Origin of the sequence: Pseudomonas beijingensis, assembly GCF_030687295.1 — a bacterium.
Taxonomy (GTDB): Bacteria; Pseudomonadota; Gammaproteobacteria; order Pseudomonadales; family Pseudomonadaceae; genus Aquipseudomonas; species Aquipseudomonas beijingensis.
The window spans coordinates 5,750,051-5,768,798 of the sequence record NZ_CP117425.1 but is presented as its reverse complement, the minus strand read 5'-3'; the positions used below and the strand labels follow the sequence as shown (position 1 = coordinate 5,768,798).

The following is an 18,748-nucleotide window of genomic DNA, read 5'->3' as shown; positions in this document are numbered from 1 at the left end:
CTTACGGGTCTGTTATGAAGTCGGTTGAAGAGCAGCTAGCGCTGATCAAGCGTGGTGCGGAAGAATTGTTGGTTGAGTCCGAGCTGATCGAAAAGCTCAAGCGCGGGCAGCCGCTGCGTATCAAGGCCGGCTTCGATCCGACGGCGCCCGATCTGCACCTGGGTCATACCGTGCTTATTAATAAGATGCGCCAGTTCCAGGATCTGGGGCATCAGATCATCTTCCTTATAGGGGACTTCACCGGCATGATCGGTGATCCGAGCGGCAAGAGTGCTACGCGCCCGCCGCTGACCCGTGAACAGGTTCTCGATAACGCCGAGACCTACAAGACTCAGGTTTTCAAGATTCTTGATCCGGCCAAGACCGAGGTGGCGTTCAACTCCACCTGGATGGATCAGATGGGGCCGGCGGATTTCATTCGCCTGACGTCTCAATACACCGTGGCGCGCATGCTCGAACGCGATGATTTCGACAAGCGCTATACAACCAACCAGCCAATCGCCATCCATGAGTTCCTCTATCCGCTTGTGCAGGGTTATGACTCGGTCGCGTTGCGCGCGGACGTTGAGCTGGGCGGCACCGATCAGAAGTTCAACCTGTTGATGGGGCGTGAGTTGCAGCGTGGTTATGGTCAGGAGGCGCAGTGCATCCTGACCATGCCATTGCTGGAAGGTCTGGATGGTGTGAAGAAGATGTCCAAGTCCTTGGGCAACTACGTGGGCATCCAGGAAGCGCCGGGGGTCATGTACAGCAAGCTGGTCTCCATTCCTGACGTGTTGATGTGGCGTTACTTCGAACTGTTGAGCTTCCGCTCCATGGATGAGATCAATGCGTTCCGTGCTGATGTAGAGGCCGGGGCCAATCCGCGGGACATCAAGATCAAGCTGGCTGAAGAGATCGTTGCGCGTTTCCATGGCGAGGAAGCTGCGGCCAATGCTCATCGCGCGGCGGGTAATCGTATGAAGGATGGCGAGCTGCCGGATGATCTGCCAGAGATCGAATTGACTGCTGCCGAGAATATGCCGATTGCGGCAGTCCTTAATAAAGCAGGTCTGGTCAAGAATGCGGCAGTGGCGCGAGACCTTCTGGGTTCGGGGTGGTGTGCGTATAGATGGTGAGGTTGTGGATCGCACCTATATATATGAGCTGGGTTCTACTCACGTATGCCAGGCTGGCAAGAAGGCTTTCGCACGTATTACGTTGAAAACCGAATAAAGCTGAAAATAGGTGTTGACGGCAGATTCTGGACGTCTATAATTCGCCCCACTTCCGGCGCAGTCGAAACGGAAAACTCCTTGAGATTCAATGAGTTAAGTAAGTTTCGAAGGGGTTTGGCTTCAGTTCATCGAAGCCTGGAAGGAGCAGATAGGGCAGTGTTATTTGGCTCCATCGGCGGTTCGATCTTCTCGGTCGAAAGCGGTGAAAAAGAGGTGTTGACAGCAGCGAGTAACGCTGTAGAATTCGCCTCCCGCTAACGAGAGATCGGAAGCGCAAGTGGTTGAAGTTGATAAGGAAACTTTGAAAACTTCTAAAAATAACCGCTTGACAGATGCACGGGGCGCTGTAGAATGCGCGCCTCGGTTGAGGCGAAAGGCTCAGCCAACCGCTCTTTAACAACTGAATCAAGCAATTCGTGTGGGTGCTTGTGGAGTCAGACTGCTAGTCAACAGATTATCAGCATCACAAGTACTCCGCGAGAAATCAAAGATGTAACCAACGATTGCTGAGCCAAGTTTAGGGTTTTCTCAAAACCCAAAGATGTTTGAACTGAAGAGTTTGATCATGGCTCAGATTGAACGCTGGCGGCAGGCCTAACACATGCAAGTCGAGCGGTAGAGAGGTGCTTGCACCTCTTGAGAGCGGCGGACGGGTGAGTAATGCCTAGGAATCTGCCTGGTAGTGGGGGATAACGCTCGGAAACGGACGCTAATACCGCATACGTCCTACGGGAGAAAGCAGGGGACCTTCGGGCCTTGCGCTATCAGATGAGCCTAGGTCGGATTAGCTAGTTGGTGGGGTAATGGCTCACCAAGGCGACGATCCGTAACTGGTCTGAGAGGATGATCAGTCACACTGGAACTGAGACACGGTCCAGACTCCTACGGGAGGCAGCAGTGGGGAATATTGGACAATGGGCGAAAGCCTGATCCAGCCATGCCGCGTGTGTGAAGAAGGTCTTCGGATTGTAAAGCACTTTAAGTTGGGAGGAAGGGCATTAACCTAATACGTTAGTGTTTTGACGTTACCGACAGAATAAGCACCGGCTAACTCTGTGCCAGCAGCCGCGGTAATACAGAGGGTGCAAGCGTTAATCGGAATTACTGGGCGTAAAGCGCGCGTAGGTGGTTCGTTAAGTTGGATGTGAAAGCCCCGGGCTCAACCTGGGAACTGCATTCAAAACTGTCGAGCTAGAGTATGGTAGAGGGTGGTGGAATTTCCTGTGTAGCGGTGAAATGCGTAGATATAGGAAGGAACACCAGTGGCGAAGGCGACCACCTGGACTGATACTGACACTGAGGTGCGAAAGCGTGGGGAGCAAACAGGATTAGATACCCTGGTAGTCCACGCCGTAAACGATGTCAACTAGCCGTTGGGAGCCTTGAGCTCTTAGTGGCGCAGCTAACGCATTAAGTTGACCGCCTGGGGAGTACGGCCGCAAGGTTAAAACTCAAATGAATTGACGGGGGCCCGCACAAGCGGTGGAGCATGTGGTTTAATTCGAAGCAACGCGAAGAACCTTACCAGGCCTTGACATCCAATGAACTTTCCAGAGATGGATTGGTGCCTTCGGGAACATTGAGACAGGTGCTGCATGGCTGTCGTCAGCTCGTGTCGTGAGATGTTGGGTTAAGTCCCGTAACGAGCGCAACCCTTGTCCTTAGTTACCAGCACGTAATGGTGGGCACTCTAAGGAGACTGCCGGTGACAAACCGGAGGAAGGTGGGGATGACGTCAAGTCATCATGGCCCTTACGGCCTGGGCTACACACGTGCTACAATGGTCGGTACAGAGGGTTGCCAAGCCGCGAGGTGGAGCTAATCCCACAAAACCGATCGTAGTCCGGATCGCAGTCTGCAACTCGACTGCGTGAAGTCGGAATCGCTAGTAATCGCGAATCAGAATGTCGCGGTGAATACGTTCCCGGGCCTTGTACACACCGCCCGTCACACCATGGGAGTGGGTTGCACCAGAAGTATAGTCTAACCTTCGGGGGGACGGTTACCACGGTGTGATTCATGACTGGGGTGAAGTCGTAACAAGGTAGCCGTAGGGGAACCTGCGGCTGGATCACCTCCTTAATCGACGACCGCAGCTGCTTCATGAGCTCCCACACGAATTGCTTGATTCATTGAAGAAGACGAAAGAAGCAGCCCGAAATTGGGTCTGTAGCTCAGTTGGTTAGAGCGCACCCCTGATAAGGGTGAGGTCGGCAGTTCGAATCTGCCCAGACCCACCAATTTTGTGTGGGAAACGCCTGTAGAAATACGGGGCCATAGCTCAGCTGGGAGAGCGCCTGCCTTGCACGCAGGAGGTCAGCGGTTCGATCCCGCTTGGCTCCACCATAAACTGCTTCTGAAAGCTTAGAAATGAGCATTCCATCCAGGTGATGGTGAATGTTGATTTCTAGTCTTTTGATTAGATCGTTCTTTAAAAATTTGGGTATGTGATAGAAAGATAGACTGAACGTTACTTTCACTGGTAACGGATCAGGCTAAGGTAAAATTTGTGAGTTGCTCTTAGAGCAAGATCGAATTTTCGGCGAATGTCGTCTTCACAGTATAACCAGATTGCTTGGGGTTATATGGTCAAGTGAAGAAGCGCATACGGTGGATGCCTTGGCAGTCAGAGGCGATGAAAGACGTGGTAGCCTGCGAAAAGCTTCGGGGAGTCGGCAAACAGACTTTGATCCGGAGATGTCTGAATGGGGGAACCCAGCCATCATAAGATGGTTATCTTGTACTGAATACATAGGTGCAAGAGGCGAACCAGGGGAACTGAAACATCTAAGTACCCTGAGGAAAAGAAATCAACCGAGATTCCCTTAGTAGTGGCGAGCGAACGGGGACTAGCCCTTAAGCTTCTTTGATTTTAGCGGAACGCTCTGGAAAGTGCGGCCATAGTGGGTGATAGCCCTGTACGCGAAAGGATCTTAGAAGTGAAATCGAGTAGGACGGAGCACGAGAAACTTTGTCTGAATATGGGGGGACCATCCTCCAAGGCTAAATACTACTGACTGACCGATAGTGAACTAGTACCGTGAGGGAAAGGCGAAAAGAACCCCGGAGAGGGGAGTGAAATAGATCCTGAAACCGTATGCGTACAAGCAGTGGGAGCCCACTTTGTTGGGTGACTGCGTACCTTTTGTATAATGGGTCAGCGACTTATTTTCAGTGGCGAGCTTAACCGAATAGGGGAGGCGTAGCGAAAGCGAGTCTTAATAGGGCGTCTAGTCGCTGGGAATAGACCCGAAACCGGGCGATCTATCCATGGGCAGGTTGAAGGTTGGGTAACACTAACTGGAGGACCGAACCGACTACCGTTGAAAAGTTAGCGGATGACCTGTGGATCGGAGTGAAAGGCTAATCAAGCTCGGAGATAGCTGGTTCTCCTCGAAAGCTATTTAGGTAGCGCCTCATGTATCACTGTAGGGGGTAGAGCACTGTTTCGGCTAGGGGGTCATCCCGACTTACCAAACCGATGCAAACTCCGAATACCTACAAGTGCCGAGCATGGGAGACACACGGCGGGTGCTAACGTCCGTCGTGAAAAGGGAAACAACCCAGACCGTCAGCTAAGGTCCCAAAGTTATGGTTAAGTGGGAAACGATGTGGGAAGGCTTAGACAGCTAGGAGGTTGGCTTAGAAGCAGCCACCCTTTAAAGAAAGCGTAATAGCTCACTAGTCGAGTCGGCCTGCGCGGAAGATGTAACGGGGCTCAAACCATACACCGAAGCTACGGGTATCACGCAAGTGATGCGGTAGAGGAGCGTTCTGTAAGCCTGTGAAGGTGAGTTGAGAAGCTTGCTGGAGGTATCAGAAGTGCGAATGCTGACATGAGTAACGACAATGGGTGTGAAAAACACCCACGCCGAAAGACCAAGGTTTCCTGCGCAACGTTAATCGACGCAGGGTTAGTCGGTCCCTAAGGCGAGGCTGAAAAGCGTAGTCGATGGAAAACAGGTTAATATTCCTGTACTTCTGGTTATTGCGATGGAGGGACGGAGAAGGCTAGGCCAGCTTGGCGTTGGTTGTCCAAGTTTAAGGTGGTAGGCTAGATCTTAGGTAAATCCGGGATTCTAAGGCCGAGAGCTGATGACGAGTTACCCTTTGGGTGACGAAGTGGTTGATGCCATGCTTCCAAGAAAAGCTTCTAAGCTTCAGGTAACCAGGAACCGTACCCCAAACCGACACAGGTGGTTGGGTAGAGAATACCAAGGCGCTTGAGAGAACTCGGGTGAAGGAACTAGGCAAAATGGCACCGTAACTTCGGGAGAAGGTGCGCCGGTGAGGGTGAAGCACTTGCTGCGTAAGCCCACGCCGGTCGAAGATACCAGGCCGCTGCGACTGTTTATTAAAAACACAGCACTCTGCAAACACGAAAGTGGACGTATAGGGTGTGACGCCTGCCCGGTGCCGGAAGGTTAATTGATGGGGTTAGCTAACGCGAAGCTCTTGATCGAAGCCCCGGTAAACGGCGGCCGTAACTATAACGGTCCTAAGGTAGCGAAATTCCTTGTCGGGTAAGTTCCGACCTGCACGAATGGCGTAACGATGGCGGCGCTGTCTCCACCCGAGACTCAGTGAAATTGAAATCGCTGTGAAGATGCAGTGTATCCGCGGCTAGACGGAAAGACCCCGTGAACCTTTACTATAGCTTTGCACTGGACTTTGAATTTGCTTGTGTAGGATAGGTGGGAGGCTTTGAAGCGTGGACGCCAGTTCGCGTGGAGCCATCCTTGAAATACCACCCTGGCAACTTTGAGGTTCTAACTCAGGTCCGTTATCCGGATCGAGGACAGTGTATGGTGGGTAGTTTGACTGGGGCGGTCTCCTCCTAAAGAGTAACGGAGGAGTACGAAGGTGCGCTCAGACCGGTCGGAAATCGGTCGTAGAGTATAAAGGCAAAAGCGCGCTTGACTGCGAGACAGACACGTCGAGCAGGTACGAAAGTAGGTCTTAGTGATCCGGTGGTTCTGTATGGAAGGGCCATCGCTCAACGGATAAAAGGTACTCCGGGGATAACAGGCTGATACCGCCCAAGAGTTCATATCGACGGCGGTGTTTGGCACCTCGATGTCGGCTCATCACATCCTGGGGCTGAAGCCGGTCCCAAGGGTATGGCTGTTCGCCATTTAAAGTGGTACGCGAGCTGGGTTTAGAACGTCTGAGACAGTTCGGTCCCTATCTGCCGTGGACGTTTGAGATTTGAGAGGGGCTGCTCCTAGTACGAGAGGACCGGAGTGGACGAACCTCTGGTGTTCCGGTTTCACGCCAGTGGCATTGCCGGGTAGCTATGTCGGGAAAGATAACCGCTGAAAGCCTAAGCGGGAAACTTGCCTCAAGATGAGATCTCACTGGGACCTTGAGTCCCCTGAAGGGCCGTCGAAGACTACGACGTTGATAGGCAGGGTGTGTAAGCGCTGTGAGGCGTTGAGCTAACCTGTACTAATTGCCCGTGAGGCTTGACCATATAACACCCAAGCAATTTGTAACTCCAAGCCCAAAGGCAAAGAGACCAGATTGCGGTGTGTGAAGACGAAACGAACCGAAAGTTCGAGATACTCAAAAACAGCACACAAACTATCGCATACCCATTCGCTGGCACGTGACCGCAAGGCACGCACCGGCTACCGAATTTCTTGACGACCATAGAGCATTGGAACCACCTGATCCCATCCCGAACTCAGCAGTGAAACGATGCATCGCCGATGGTAGTGTGGGGTTTCCCCATGTGAGAGTAGGTCATCGTCAAGATTAAATTCCGAAACCCCTATCTGCTGACGCAGGTAGGGGTTTTGTTTTGCCCGCAGGAAAGTCATTTTGTGTTTCTATGCAACTGTCTTGTGCATGGCTATCATGCGGGCCTCATTATCAGGGCGCAGTCCGCATGCTCACGTTGCTAAAACTTCTGAAGGATGGCCGCTTTCATTCGGGGCAGGCGCTGGGTGTCGCATTGGGCATCAGTCGTAGTGCTGTGTGGAAGCAGTTGCAGCATTTGGAGGCGGATTTAGGATTGTCTGTACATAAAGTTCGAGGCAGGGGGTATCAGTTGGCTAAGCGCCTGTTGCTTTTGGATGCGGCAGAAATCTGCGCAAAAGGCCTTCATGAATGCCCTATCCATATATTTGACTCCATCGATTCCACTAACGCCGAGGCGCTGCGTTTCATCGAGCGTGGGGGGGCTGCGCCGTTCCTGGTCTTGGCTGAGCGACAGATAGCGGGTCGCGGTCGCCGTGGTCGTAAGTGGGTCAGTCCGTTTGCTGAAAACCTCTATCACAGCTTGGTGTTACGCATTGATGGCGGCATGCGGCAGATCGAAGGCCTTAGCCTGGTTGTCGGGCTTGCTGTCATGCATGTCTTGCGCGACATGGGCATCGCAGGGGCAGGGTTGAAATGGCCCAATGATGTCCTGGTGGGTGAGAAGAAGATTGCCGGCATTCTGCTCGAATTGGTGGGAGATCCTGCAGACGTTTGCCATGTCGTCCTGGGTGTAGGGATTAATGTAAACATGCAAGCGACTGATGAGGTCGATCAGCAATGGACGTCCATGTGTCTTGAGGCGGGCAGGGATTTCGATCGAAATGAGCTGGTGGCGCTATTGAGTGTGAAGCTACAACAATATCTGGAGCTTCATCATGCATCGGGGTTTGCTGCGATCCAGTCGGAATGGGAGCAATACCATCTTTGGCAGGGCCGAGCGGTGTCTCTAATTGCCGGTGTTAATAAAATTGACGGCATCGTGCTGGGCATTGATCACCAGGGTGCGCTGCGTTTGAAGGTAGATGGTGTGGAAAAAAACTTTAGCGGTGGTGAGCTCAGTTTGAGGTTGCGTGATGATTCTTGAGCTCGACTGCGGCAACAGCTTCATCAAATGGCGCGTGCTTCGCCCTGACGGAATAACACCGGTCGAGGGTGGCGTAGTCAGCTCTGACGACGATCTGCTGGCGAGTCTGAATGATGCAGGGAAATTCCAGCTCAAGAAGTGTCGTCTTGTTAGCGTGAGGACCTTGGCGGAGACGGACTCATTGGTTGCTTCGCTGGTTGATGTGTTCGGGGTGTCGGTGGTTCGTGCTGTGCCTGCCCGGGAAATGGCGGGTGTGAGAAACGGCTACGAGGATTACGAGCGGTTAGGTCTCGATCGATGGCTGGCCCTGCTTGGCGGTTTTCATCTCGCTTCAGGGGCGTGCCTGGTCCTTGATTTTGGTACTGCTGTTACGGCTGATTTCGTGGCGGCGAATGGGGAGCATCTCGGAGGATTCATTTGTCCTGGTATGCCGCTGATGCGCAATCAATTGCGTACCCACACGCGAAAAATTCGCTATGACGATATAGCGGCCGAGCGAGCCCACGAGAGCCTCGCTCCAGGTCGTGCGACTGTCGAGGCGGTCGAGCGCGGTTGCATGCTGATGCTCAGGGGATTTGTCCTGACTCAGCTTGAATTGGCGCAGCAATATTGGGGAAAGGATTTCGTGGTGTTTCTTACAGGGGGGGATGCCAATCTGGTTTCTGGGGTTGTTCCAGACGCCAGGGTGGTGCCTGACCTGGTTTTTGTTGGCTTGGCGATGGCCTGTCCTTTGTCTTGAGGTTTCTATGCGGTGGCTGTTTCTGTTGTTGCTGGTTTTGAATGTCTTCTACTACATCTGGCATCAGCAGGAGGCTCCGCTTCGCGCCAAGGATGTTACGCCGCTGAGTTTGTATCGCGGTTCGCAGCAGGATATTCATCTCTTGAGCGAAACGGCGGACGCCCTTGTCAGGCGTGATTCAGCCAGGCCCGGTGAGACGCCCAAAACCTGTGTCTACCTGGGTGGTTTTGCCCGTCCGGAGCTGGCCAGGCAGTTGGAGCAGCGTTTGGCAGCTTCGAGTGTCCTTGGTCGTTTCGTGGCGTCGGGTTCACAGAATGCCCCTGAGGGGGGAGGGTTCTGGATTCAGGTTTCCCAAGAAAGTGCGGCAAAGGTGAATGAAACGCTGCTTCAAAACCTTTCTAAAGAATTCAATGAGTTAAAACATAAAATAATGCCATGCGAGGGGGTTGCACCCGCAGGGTAGTTTGCATAGAATGGCGCCCGCTTCGCAGCGAAGACCTTTCCAGGTAAGCGATACGAAGCGACGTCAACGCAGCTAACCTCAGGTTTTTAATGAGAAAATGCTTGACAGAAGGCTGGCATGATATAGAATGCCGGCTCGCTTAGGAGGGGTTCCCGAGCGGCCAAAGGGATCAGACTGTAAATCTGACGTCTACGACTTCGAAGGTTCGAATCCTTCCCCCTCCACCATTTTTAGCGTGAGCTGCAAGCTCCGCGGGTATAGTTTAGTGGTAGAACCTCAGCCTTCCAAGCTGATGATGCGGGTTCGATTCCCGCTACCCGCTCCAAGTTTGCAGGTTGTGCAAAGTGTTTTGCTCTTGTAGCTCAGTTGGTAGAGCACACCCTTGGTAAGGGTGAGGTCAGCGGTTCAAATCCGCTCAAGAGCTCCATATAACAAGGCAGATATGCAAATATCTGCCTTTGTTTTAATGGCTTGTGTGACTCGCTAAATTCTTCTCCTAGGGGTGATTTCGATGGCTAAGGAAAAGTTCGAACGTAATAAGCCGCACGTCAACGTTGGTACTATTGGTCACGTTGACCACGGTAAAACCACGCTGACCGCAGCTCTGACCCGCGTCTGCTCCGAAGTTTTCGGTTCGGCCAAGGTTGACTTCGACAAGATCGACAGTGCCCCGGAAGAGAAAGCTCGCGGTATCACCATCAACACCGCTCACGTTGAATACGATTCGGCCGTGCGTCACTACGCACACGTTGACTGCCCAGGTCACGCCGACTACGTAAAAAACATGATTACCGGTGCTGCCCAGATGGATGGCGCGATCCTGGTTTGCTCGGCCGCTGATGGTCCGATGCCGCAAACCCGTGAGCACATCCTGCTGTCCCGTCAGGTAGGCGTTCCGTACATCGTTGTCTTCCTGAACAAGGCTGACATGGTTGACGATGCTGAGCTGCTGGAACTGGTTGAGATGGAAGTGCGCGATCTGCTGAGCACTTACGACTTCCCAGGTGATGACACTCCAATCATCATCGGTTCGGCTCTGATGGCTCTGAACGGCCAAGATGACAACGAGATGGGCACCACTGCTGTCAAGAAGCTGGTGGAGACTCTGGATAGCTACATCCCAGAGCCAGAGCGCGCTATCGACAAGCCGTTCCTGATGCCAATCGAAGACGTGTTCTCGATCTCTGGTCGCGGTACTGTTGTGACTGGTCGTGTTGAGCGTGGCATTGTCCGTATCCAGGAAGAAGTTGAGATCGTTGGTCTGCGCGATACTCAGAAAACTACCTGTACTGGTGTTGAGATGTTCCGCAAGCTGCTCGACGAAGGTCGTGCTGGCGAGAACTGCGGGGTGCTGCTGCGTGGTACCAAGCGTGACGATGTTGAGCGTGGCCAGGTTCTCGTCAAGCCAGGCACCGTCAAGCCGCACACCAAGTTCACAGCGGAAGTTTACGTTCTGAGCAAGGAAGAAGGCGGTCGTCATACTCCGTTCTTCAAAGGCTATCGTCCACAGTTCTACTTCCGTACAACTGACGTGACTGGTAACTGCGAGCTGCCAGAAGGCGTTGAAATGGTAATGCCTGGTGACAACATTCAGATGACTGTTACCCTGATCAAGACCATTGCGATGGAAGACGGTCTGCGTTTCGCTATCCGTGAAGGCGGTCGTACCGTCGGCGCTGGTGTCGTAGCTAAAGTCATCGAGTAAATAGTTGTAATGTCTTTTTCGGGCCGGCATAATGGTCGGCCTGATTTTGTTTTAGGTCAGTAGCTCAATTGGCAGAGCGACGGTCTCCAAAACCGTAGGTTGGGGGTTCGATTCCCTCCTGACCTGCCAGATTCACTTGGTGTGTCTGGCTTTCTTTTCACAGGATCTTCATAGATGACTCCTAAAGCTGAAGCTCAAGGCTCTCGCTTCGATCTGCTCAAGTGGCTAGTGGTAGTCGCTTTGGTGGTTATTGGCGTTGTTGGCAATCAGTATTATTCTGCTTCGCCGATCCTGTACCGCGTACTTGCATTGCTCGCCATTGCTGCTGTAGCTGCCTTTGTAGGCCTGCAGACAGCCAAGGGCAAGTCTTTCTTTGTACTCGCTAAGGAAGCTCGCACCGAGATTCGTAAAGTCGTATGGCCGACTCGCCAAGAAACCACGCAGACCACGTTGATCGTTGTGGCTGTTGTTCTGGTAATGGCGTTGCTGTTGTGGGGGCTTGATTCCCTGCTCGGCTGGCTTGTTTCCTTGATTGTTGGCTAAGGGTGTCCCGTGGCTAAGCGTTGGTACGTTGTGCATGCTTACTCGGGTTACGAGAAGCATGTCATGCGCTCGCTGGTAGAGCGCGTAAAGCTGGCTGGCATGGAAGATGGCTTTGGCGAGATTCTGGTCCCCACTGAAGAAGTGGTTGAGATGCGTAATGGCCAGAAGCGCAAAAGTGAACGTAAGTTCTTTCCGGGCTACGTGCTGGTACAGATGGACATGAACGAAGGGACTTGGCACTTGGTCAAGGATACCCCTCGGGTGATGGGTTTCATTGGCGGTACTGCCGATAAGCCTGCGCCGATCACGGATAAAGAGGCGGAAGCGATTCTGCGTCGAGTCGCTGATGGTAGCGACAAGCCGAAGCCGAAGACTTTGTTTGAGCCGGGTGAGGTTGTACGTGTCACCGACGGTCCATTCGCTGATTTCAATGGCACGGTTGAAGAAGTTAACTACGAAAAGAGCCGGATCCAAGTGGCAGTGCTCATTTTCGGTCGCTCTACTCCGGTAGAGCTAGAGTTCAGTCAGGTCGAAAAGGTCTGATTGAGCAGGCATCCCAACCCCGCAGCCCAAGGCTGTGGGGTTTTGTCGTCACTGGGATAAACGCGCAAGTAACCGGGGAGCCTTTCGAGGCGTTCGAACCCGTAATTGGAGTGCCTCATGGCCAAGAAAATTACCGCTTACATCAAGCTGCAAGTGAAGGCCGCTCAGGCTAACCCAAGCCCACCTGTTGGTCCTGCACTGGGTCAGCACGGCGTGAACATCATGGAATTCTGTAAGGCCTTCAACGCCCGTACTCAGGGTCTTGAGCCAGGTCTGCCGACTCCAGTGATCATCACTGTCTACAGCGACCGTAGCTTCACCTTCGAAACAAAAAGCACCCCAGCTTCGGTTCTGCTGAAGAAGGCTGCAGGTTTGACCAGCGGTTCCGCTCGTCCAAACACCGTTAAGGTTGGCACCGTTACCCGTGCACAGCTGGAAGAAATCGCGAAAACCAAAAACGCGGATCTGACTGCAGCTGATATGGATGCAGCCGTGCGTACTATCGCCGGTTCTGCTCGTAGCATGGGCCTTAACGTGGAGGGTGTGTAATGGCTAAGCTGACCAAGCGTCAAAAGGCTATCGCCGGCAAAATCGAAGCAGGCAAGGCCTACAACTTTGTAGACGCCGCCGCTCTGCTGGCTGAGCTGTCGACTGTCAAGTTCAGCGAGTCGTTCGACGTTGCTGTAAACCTGGGCGTTGACCCACGTAAATCCGACCAGGTCGTTCGTAGCGCTACCGTGCTGCCACACGGCACTGGCAAGACCGTTCGTGTAGCTGTCTTCACCCAGGGCCCAGCAGCTGAAGCTGCTCTGGCTGCTGGTGCTGACCGCGTAGGCATGGACGATCTGGCTGCTGAAATGAAGGGCGGCGACCTGAACTATGACGTAGTGATCGCATCCCCGGATGCCATGCGCGTTGTGGGTCAGTTGGGTCAGATCCTCGGTCCACGTGGTCTGATGCCTAACCCTAAAGTCGGCACCGTAACGCCAGACGTAGCCACTGCGGTCAAAAACGCCAAGGCTGGTCAGGTTCGTTATCGCACCGACAAAAACGGCATCATCCACACTTCCGTTGGCAAGATCGGCTTCGACGCCGTCAAGCTGAAGGAAAACGTTGAGGCCCTGATCGCTGATCTGAAGCGTATCAAGCCAGCTTCTTCGAAAGGTATCTACGTCAAGCGCGTTACCCTGAGCACCACTATGGGCCCAGGTCTGGTCATCGATCAGAGCTCGCTCGACGCGTAAGACTCAGGTTGGCGCGAGCAATCGCGCCAATCAAAAAATTGGGGTCCCTGCCTGGCGGGGGCTGTCCAAGACCGTAGGCGACGCAAGTCTTAAACCACAAGCCTACGCAGATGGTGCTCCCGGTTCCTTACCGAATCAGACACCAAAACGACATTCGGTTTCGATCGGATGAAACGGTAACAAGCAGGAGTTAAACCCGTGGCAATTAATCTCGAAGACAAGAAGGCCATCGTCGCTGAAGTCAACGAGGCTGCCAAAGTCGCTCTGTCCGCTGTCGTGGCTGATGCCCGTGGCGTAACAGTAGGCGCAATGACCGGACTCCGTAAAGAGGCCCGTGAAGCTGGCGTTTACGTACGTGTCGTACGTAACACCCTGCTCAAGCGCGCTGTTGCTGGCACTGAATACAGTGTTCTCAACGACGTGTTCACCGGCCCGACCCTGATCGCGTTTTCCAAAGATCATCCAGGCGCTGCTGCCCGTTTGTTCAAGGAGTTCGCCAAGGGTCAGGACAAGTTCGAGATCAAGGCAGCTGCGTTCGAGGGCAAGTTCCTCGCAGCTAATCAGATCGATGTACTGGCAACACTGCCGACCCGCAACGAAGCCATTTCGCAGCTGATGAGCGTGATTCAAGGCGCCACCAGCAAGCTGGCTCGTACTCTGGCTGCAGTTCGCGAGCAAAAAGAAGCTGCCGCAGCCTAAGGCTGAGCACTTTCTTTCGCGCTTTTTTGTTTATTTCGATGGCCGCGTAGGCCGTCCCCCCAATTCAGGAAATACAGTAATGTCTATCTCCCAAGACGATATCCTCAACGCCGTAGCTGAAATGTCGGTTCTGCAGGTTGTTGAGCTGATCAAAGCTTTCGAAGAAAAATTCGGCGTTTCCGCTGCTGCTGCTTCCGCTGGTCCAGCTGCTGCTGCCGCTGTTGTTGAAGAGCAAACCGAATTCAACGTCATGCTGACCGAAGCTGGCGAGAAGAAAGTAAACGTGATCAAGGCAGTACGTGAACTGACCGGTCTGGGCCTGAAAGAAGCCAAGGCTGTAGTTGACGGCGCTCCTGCCATGGTTCTGGAAGCTGTTGCCAAAGACGCAGCTGACAAAGCCCAAAGCAGTTCTGGAAGAAGCAGGCGCTAAAGTCGAGCTGAAGTAAGCATCGACTTTGCGTCTCCAGCCCGAGCGTTAAGCGACAGGCTGATGGCTGGTGGCTCTTGCCACCGGCCTTTTTCCGTTATTGGCAGCCGACTGGGTCGGTGCTGATCGCGAGCTGTAACCACCCGATGTGGTGGCGCAAACCATGGGGTTTGCACGATTTTCTGGCTGCTCCCGTCGGGAGGGGCCAAACAAGCAGGTGACCAAGCTGGGGAACGCTGATGGCTTACTCATATACTGAGAAAAAACGTATCCGCAAGGACTTTAGCAAGTTGCCGGACGTCATGGATGTGCCGTACCTCCTGGCCATCCAGCTGGATTCGTATCGTGAATTCTTGCAAGCGGGAGCGACTAAAGATCAGTTCCGCGACGTGGGCCTGCATGCGGCCTTCAAATCCGTTTTCCCGATCATCAGCTACTCCGGCAATGCTGCGCTGGAGTACGTCGGTTATCGCCTGGGCGAACCGGCATTTGATGTCAAAGAATGCGTATTGCGCGGTGTGACTTACGCCGTACCTTTGCGGGTAAAAGTGCGCCTGATCATTTTTGACAAAGAATCGTCGAACAAAGCGATCAAGGACATCAAAGAGCAAGAAGTCTACATGGGTGAAATCCCCCTGATGACTGAAAACGGTACCTTCGTAATCAACGGTACCGAGCGTGTAATCGTTTCCCAGCTGCACCGTTCTCCGGGCGTGTTCTTCGACCACGACCGTGGCAAGACGCACAGCTCCGGCAAACTGCTTTACTCCGCGCGCATCATTCCTTACCGCGGTTCGTGGTTGGACTTCGAGTTCGACCCGAAAGACTGCGTATTCGTGCGTATCGACCGTCGTCGCAAGCTGCCTGCATCGGTACTGCTGCGCGCGCTCGGCTATACCACCGAAGAAGTGCTGGACGCGTTCTACACCACCAACGTCTTCCACGTGCAAGGTGAAAACCTCAGCCTGGAACTGGTGCCTCAGCGCCTGCGTGGTGAAATCGCTGTCCTCGATATCCAGGATGACAAAGGCAAGGTTATTGTCGAGCAAGGTCGTCGTATCACCGCTCGCCACATCAACCAGCTGGAAAAAGCCGGGATCAAAGAGCTGCAGGTGCCTCTGGACTACGTCCTGGGCCGCACCACGGCCAAGGTCATCGTGCATCCGGCCACCGGCGAGATCCTGGCAGAGTGCAACACCGAGCTGAACACCGAGATCCTGGCAAAAATCGCCAAGGCCCAGGTCGTTCGCATCGAGACGCTGTACACCAACGACATCGACTGCGGTCCGTTCATCTCCGACACGCTGAAGATCGACTCCACCGGCAACCAACTGGAAGCCTTGGTCGAGATCTATCGCATGATGCGTCCTGGCGAGCCGCCAACCAAGGATGCAGCCGAGACCCTGTTCAACAACCTGTTCTTCAGCCCTGAGCGCTATGACCTGTCTGCGGTCGGTCGGATGAAGTTCAACCGTCGTATCGGTCGTACCGAGATCGAAGGTTCGGGCGTGCTGAACAAGGATGACATCGTTGCGGTCCTCAAGACCCTGGTCGACATCCGTAACGGCAAAGGCATCGTCGATGACATCGACCACCTGGGTAACCGTCGTGTTCGCTGTGTAGGCGAGATGGCCGAGAACCAGTTCCGTGTTGGCCTGGTGCGCGTAGAGCGTGCGGTCAAGGAACGTCTGTCGATGGCTGAAAGCGAAGGCCTGATGCCGCAAGACTTGATCAACGCCAAGCCAGTGGCTGCGGCGGTGAAGGAGTTCTTCGGTTCGAGCCAGCTGTCCCAGTTCATGGACCAGAACAACCCGCTGTCCGAGATCACCCACAAGCGTCGTGTTTCCGCACTCGGCCCGGGCGGTCTGACCCGTGAGCGCGCAGGCTTCGAAGTTCGTGACGTACACCCGACTCACTACGGTCGTGTCTGCCCGATCGAAACGCCGGAAGGTCCGAACATCGGTCTGATCAACTCCCTGGCCGCCTATGCGCGCACCAACCAGTATGGCTTCCTCGAGAGCCCGTACCGTGTGGTGAAAGACGCCTTGGTCACCGACGAGATCGTGTTCCTGTCCGCCATCGAAGAAGCTGATCACGTGATCGCTCAGGCTTCGGCCACGATGAACGACAAGAAAGTCCTGATCGACGAGCTGGTAGCTGTTCGTCACTTGAACGAGTTCACCGTCAAGGCGCCGGAAGACGTCACCTTGATGGACGTATCGCCGAAGCAGGTAGTTTCGGTTGCAGCGTCGCTGATCCCGTTCCTCGAGCACGACGACGCCAACCGTGCGTTGATGGGTTCGAACATGCAGCGTCAAGCTGTACCCACCCTGCGTGCCGACAAGCCGCTGGTCGGTACCGGCATGGAGCGTAACGTAGCCCGTGACTCCGGCGTTTGCGTCGTGGCTCGTCGTGGCGGCGTGATCGACTCCGTCGACGCCAGCCGTATCGTGGTTCGTGTTGCCGATGACGAAGTTGAAACTGGCGAAGCCGGTGTCGACATCTACAACCTGACCAAATACACCCGCTCCAACCAGAACACCTGCATCAACCAGCGTCCGCTGGTGAGCAAGGGTGATCGGGTTCAGCGCAGCGACATCATGGCCGACGGTCCGTCCACCGATATGGGTGAGCTGGCACTGGGTCAGAACATGCGCATCGCGTTCATGGCATGGAACGGCTTCAACTTCGAAGACTCCATCTGCCTGTCCGAGCGTGTGGTTCAGGAAGATCGCTTCACCACGATCCACATTCAGGAACTGACCTGTGTGGCCCGTGACACCAAGCTTGGCCCAGAGGAAATCACTGCGGACATCCCGAACGTGGGTGAAGCCGCACTGAACAAGCTGGACGAAGCCGGTATCGTTTACGTAGGTGCTGAAGTAGGCGCAGGCGACATCCTGGTCGGCAAGGTCACTCCGAAAGGCGAGACCCAGCTGACTCCGGAAGAAAAACTGCTGCGTGCCATCTTCGGTGAAAAAGCCAGCGACGTTAAAGACACCTCCCTGCGTGTGCCTACCGGCACCAAGGGTACCGTCATCGACGTACAGGTCTTCACCCGTGACGGCGTTGAGCGTGATGCTCGTGCACTGTCCATCGAGAAGACTCAACTCGACGAGATCCGCAAGGACCTGAACGAAGAGTTCCGTATCGTTGAAGGCGCAACTTTCGAGCGTCTGCGCTCCGCTCTGGTCGGCCACAAGGCCGAAGGCGGCGCCGGCCTGAAGAAAGGTCAGGAAATCACCGACGAAGTTCTCGACGGTCTTGAGCATGGCCAGTGGTTCAAACTGCGCATGGCTGAAGATGCTCTGAACGAGCAACTCGAGAAGGCCCAGGCCTATATCGTTGATCGCCGCCGTCTGCTGGACGACAAGTTCGAAGACAAGAAGCGCAAACTGCAGCAGGGCGATGACCTGGCTCCGGGCGTGCTGAAAATCGTCAAGGTTTACCTGGCAATCCGTCGTCGCATCCAGCCGGGCGACAAGATGGCCGGTCGTCACGGTAACAAGGGTGTGGTCTCCGTGATCATGCCGGTTGAAGACATGCCGCACGATGCCAACGGCACCCCGGTCGATGTGGTCCTCAACCCGTTGGGCGTACCTTCGCGTATGAACGTTGGTCAGATCCTTGAAACCCACCTGGGCCTCGCGGCCAAGGGCTTGGGCGAGAAGATCAACCGTATGATCGAAGAGCAGCGCAAGGTCGCTGACCTGCGTAAGTTCCTGCACGAGATCTACAACGAGATCGGCGGCCGCAACGAAGAGCTGGACACCTTCTCCGACCAGGAAATCCTGGATCTGGCGAAGAACCTGCGCGGCGGCGTTCCAATGGCTACTCCGGTGTTCGACGGTGCCAAGGAAAGCGAAATCAAGGCCATGCTGAAACTGGCAGACCTGCCGGAGAGCGGCCAGATGCAGCTGTTCGACGGCCGTACCGGCAACAAGTTCGAGCGCCCGGTTACCGTTGGCTACATGTACATGCTGAAGCTGAACCACTTGGTAGACGACAAGATGCACGCTCGTTCTACCGGTTCTTACAGCCTGGTTACCCAGCAGCCGCTGGGTGGTAAGGCGCAGTTCGGTGGTCAGCGTTTCGGGGAGATGGAGGTCTGGGCACTGGAAGCGTACGGTGCTGCATACACTCTGCAAGAAATGCTCACAGTGAAGTCGGACGATGTGAACGGCCGGACCAAGATGTACAAAAACATCGTGGACGGCGATCACCGTATGGAGCCGGGCATGCCCGAGTCTTTCAACGTGTTGATCAAGGAAATTCGTTCCCTCGGCATCGATATCGATCTGGAAACCGAATAACACGTGAC

The 18,748-nt window shown here is 54.3% G+C and carries 10 protein-coding genes, 6 tRNA genes, 3 rRNA genes and 2 pseudogenes; all 21 read left to right on the top strand.

All coding sequences use genetic code 11. From position 1 onward, the window contains the following. The first annotated feature begins 14 nt into the window (after positions 1 to 14). A pseudogene (gene tyrS / locus PSH84_RS25690) lies at positions 15 to 1,215 on the top strand (tyrosine--tRNA ligase). A gap of 549 nt (positions 1,216 to 1,764) precedes the next feature. Beyond that, positions 1,765 to 3,299 (top strand): 16S ribosomal RNA (locus PSH84_RS25685). Positions 3,300 to 3,380: 81 nt separating this feature from the next. Next, positions 3,381 to 3,457, top strand: a tRNA-Ile gene (locus tag PSH84_RS25680). Positions 3,458 to 3,487: 30 nt separating this feature from the next. After that, positions 3,488 to 3,563, top strand: a tRNA-Ala gene (locus tag PSH84_RS25675). A gap of 241 nt (positions 3,564 to 3,804) precedes the next feature. After that, positions 3,805 to 6,690: ribosomal RNA gene (locus tag PSH84_RS25670) — 23S ribosomal RNA — on the top strand. A 168-nt stretch (positions 6,691 to 6,858) separates the two neighbouring features. Beyond that, positions 6,859 to 6,974, top strand: a 5S ribosomal RNA gene (rrf, locus tag PSH84_RS25665). The 16S, 23S and 5S rRNA genes sit together here with 2 tRNA genes alongside, the layout of an rRNA operon. Positions 6,975 to 7,107: 133 nt before the next feature. Then, positions 7,108 to 8,064, top strand: coding sequence for a bifunctional biotin--[acetyl-CoA-carboxylase] ligase/biotin operon repressor BirA (birA, locus tag PSH84_RS25660; protein WP_305468661.1), 957 nt, complete (start codon positions 7,108 to 7,110; stop codon positions 8,062 to 8,064). After that, positions 8,054 to 8,803, top strand: a complete 750-nt coding sequence (locus tag PSH84_RS25655) for a pantothenate kinase (protein WP_305468660.1) — start codon at positions 8,054 to 8,056, stop codon at positions 8,801 to 8,803. Before birA ends, PSH84_RS25655 begins: the two co-directional genes overlap by 11 nt. 7 nt (positions 8,804 to 8,810) lie before the next feature. After that, positions 8,811 to 9,266, top strand: a complete 456-nt coding sequence (locus PSH84_RS25650) for a hypothetical protein (RefSeq protein WP_305468659.1) — start codon at positions 8,811 to 8,813, stop codon at positions 9,264 to 9,266. A 142-nt stretch (positions 9,267 to 9,408) separates the two neighbouring features. Then, positions 9,409 to 9,493: transfer RNA gene (locus tag PSH84_RS25645), tRNA-Tyr, on the top strand. Between the two features lie 24 nt (positions 9,494 to 9,517). Next, a tRNA-Gly gene (locus tag PSH84_RS25640) sits at positions 9,518 to 9,591 on the top strand. Between the two features lie 26 nt (positions 9,592 to 9,617). Then, positions 9,618 to 9,693: transfer RNA gene (locus PSH84_RS25635), tRNA-Thr, on the top strand. An 84-nt stretch (positions 9,694 to 9,777) separates the two neighbouring features. Continuing rightward, a complete protein-coding gene (gene tuf / locus PSH84_RS25630) occupies positions 9,778 to 10,971 on the top strand; it encodes an elongation factor Tu (protein ID WP_003186103.1) in 1,194 nt (397 codons plus the stop codon). Positions 10,972 to 11,024: 53 nt separating this feature from the next. Then, positions 11,025 to 11,100, top strand: a tRNA-Trp gene (locus tag PSH84_RS25625). A gap of 45 nt (positions 11,101 to 11,145) precedes the next feature. Further along, complete coding sequence (gene secE, locus PSH84_RS25620; RefSeq protein WP_003206102.1) at positions 11,146 to 11,514, top strand: preprotein translocase subunit SecE; 369 nt, start codon at positions 11,146 to 11,148, stop codon at positions 11,512 to 11,514. Between the two features lie 9 nt (positions 11,515 to 11,523). Then, on the top strand, positions 11,524 to 12,057 hold the full coding sequence (nusG, locus tag PSH84_RS25615) for a transcription termination/antitermination protein NusG (protein ID WP_003186097.1): 534 nt from the start codon (positions 11,524 to 11,526) through the stop codon (positions 12,055 to 12,057). Between the two features lie 117 nt (positions 12,058 to 12,174). Then, positions 12,175 to 12,606 carry a 50S ribosomal protein L11 gene (gene rplK, locus PSH84_RS25610; protein ID WP_003176435.1) on the top strand — a complete coding sequence of 144 codons (432 nt, stop codon included), beginning with the start codon at positions 12,175 to 12,177 and terminating at the stop codon, positions 12,604 to 12,606. Next, the gene (gene rplA, locus PSH84_RS25605; RefSeq protein ID WP_003186095.1) at positions 12,606 to 13,301 is read left to right on the top strand and encodes a 50S ribosomal protein L1; all 696 of its coding nucleotides are present in this window, start codon (positions 12,606 to 12,608) and stop codon (positions 13,299 to 13,301) included. Before rplK ends, rplA begins: the two co-directional genes overlap by 1 nt. A 198-nt stretch (positions 13,302 to 13,499) precedes the next feature. After that, entirely contained in the window at positions 13,500 to 14,000 is a 501-nt protein-coding gene (gene rplJ, locus PSH84_RS25600) for a 50S ribosomal protein L10 (RefSeq protein WP_122566146.1), read from the top strand. Positions 14,001 to 14,079: 79 nt separating this feature from the next. Then, positions 14,080 to 14,446, top strand: a pseudogene (gene rplL, locus PSH84_RS25595) (50S ribosomal protein L7/L12). 220 nt (positions 14,447 to 14,666) lie between these two features. Beyond that, positions 14,667 to 18,740, top strand: coding sequence for a DNA-directed RNA polymerase subunit beta (gene rpoB, locus PSH84_RS25590; RefSeq protein WP_053125867.1), 4,074 nt, complete (start codon positions 14,667 to 14,669; stop codon positions 18,738 to 18,740). Positions 18,741 to 18,748: the final 8 nt, after the last annotated feature.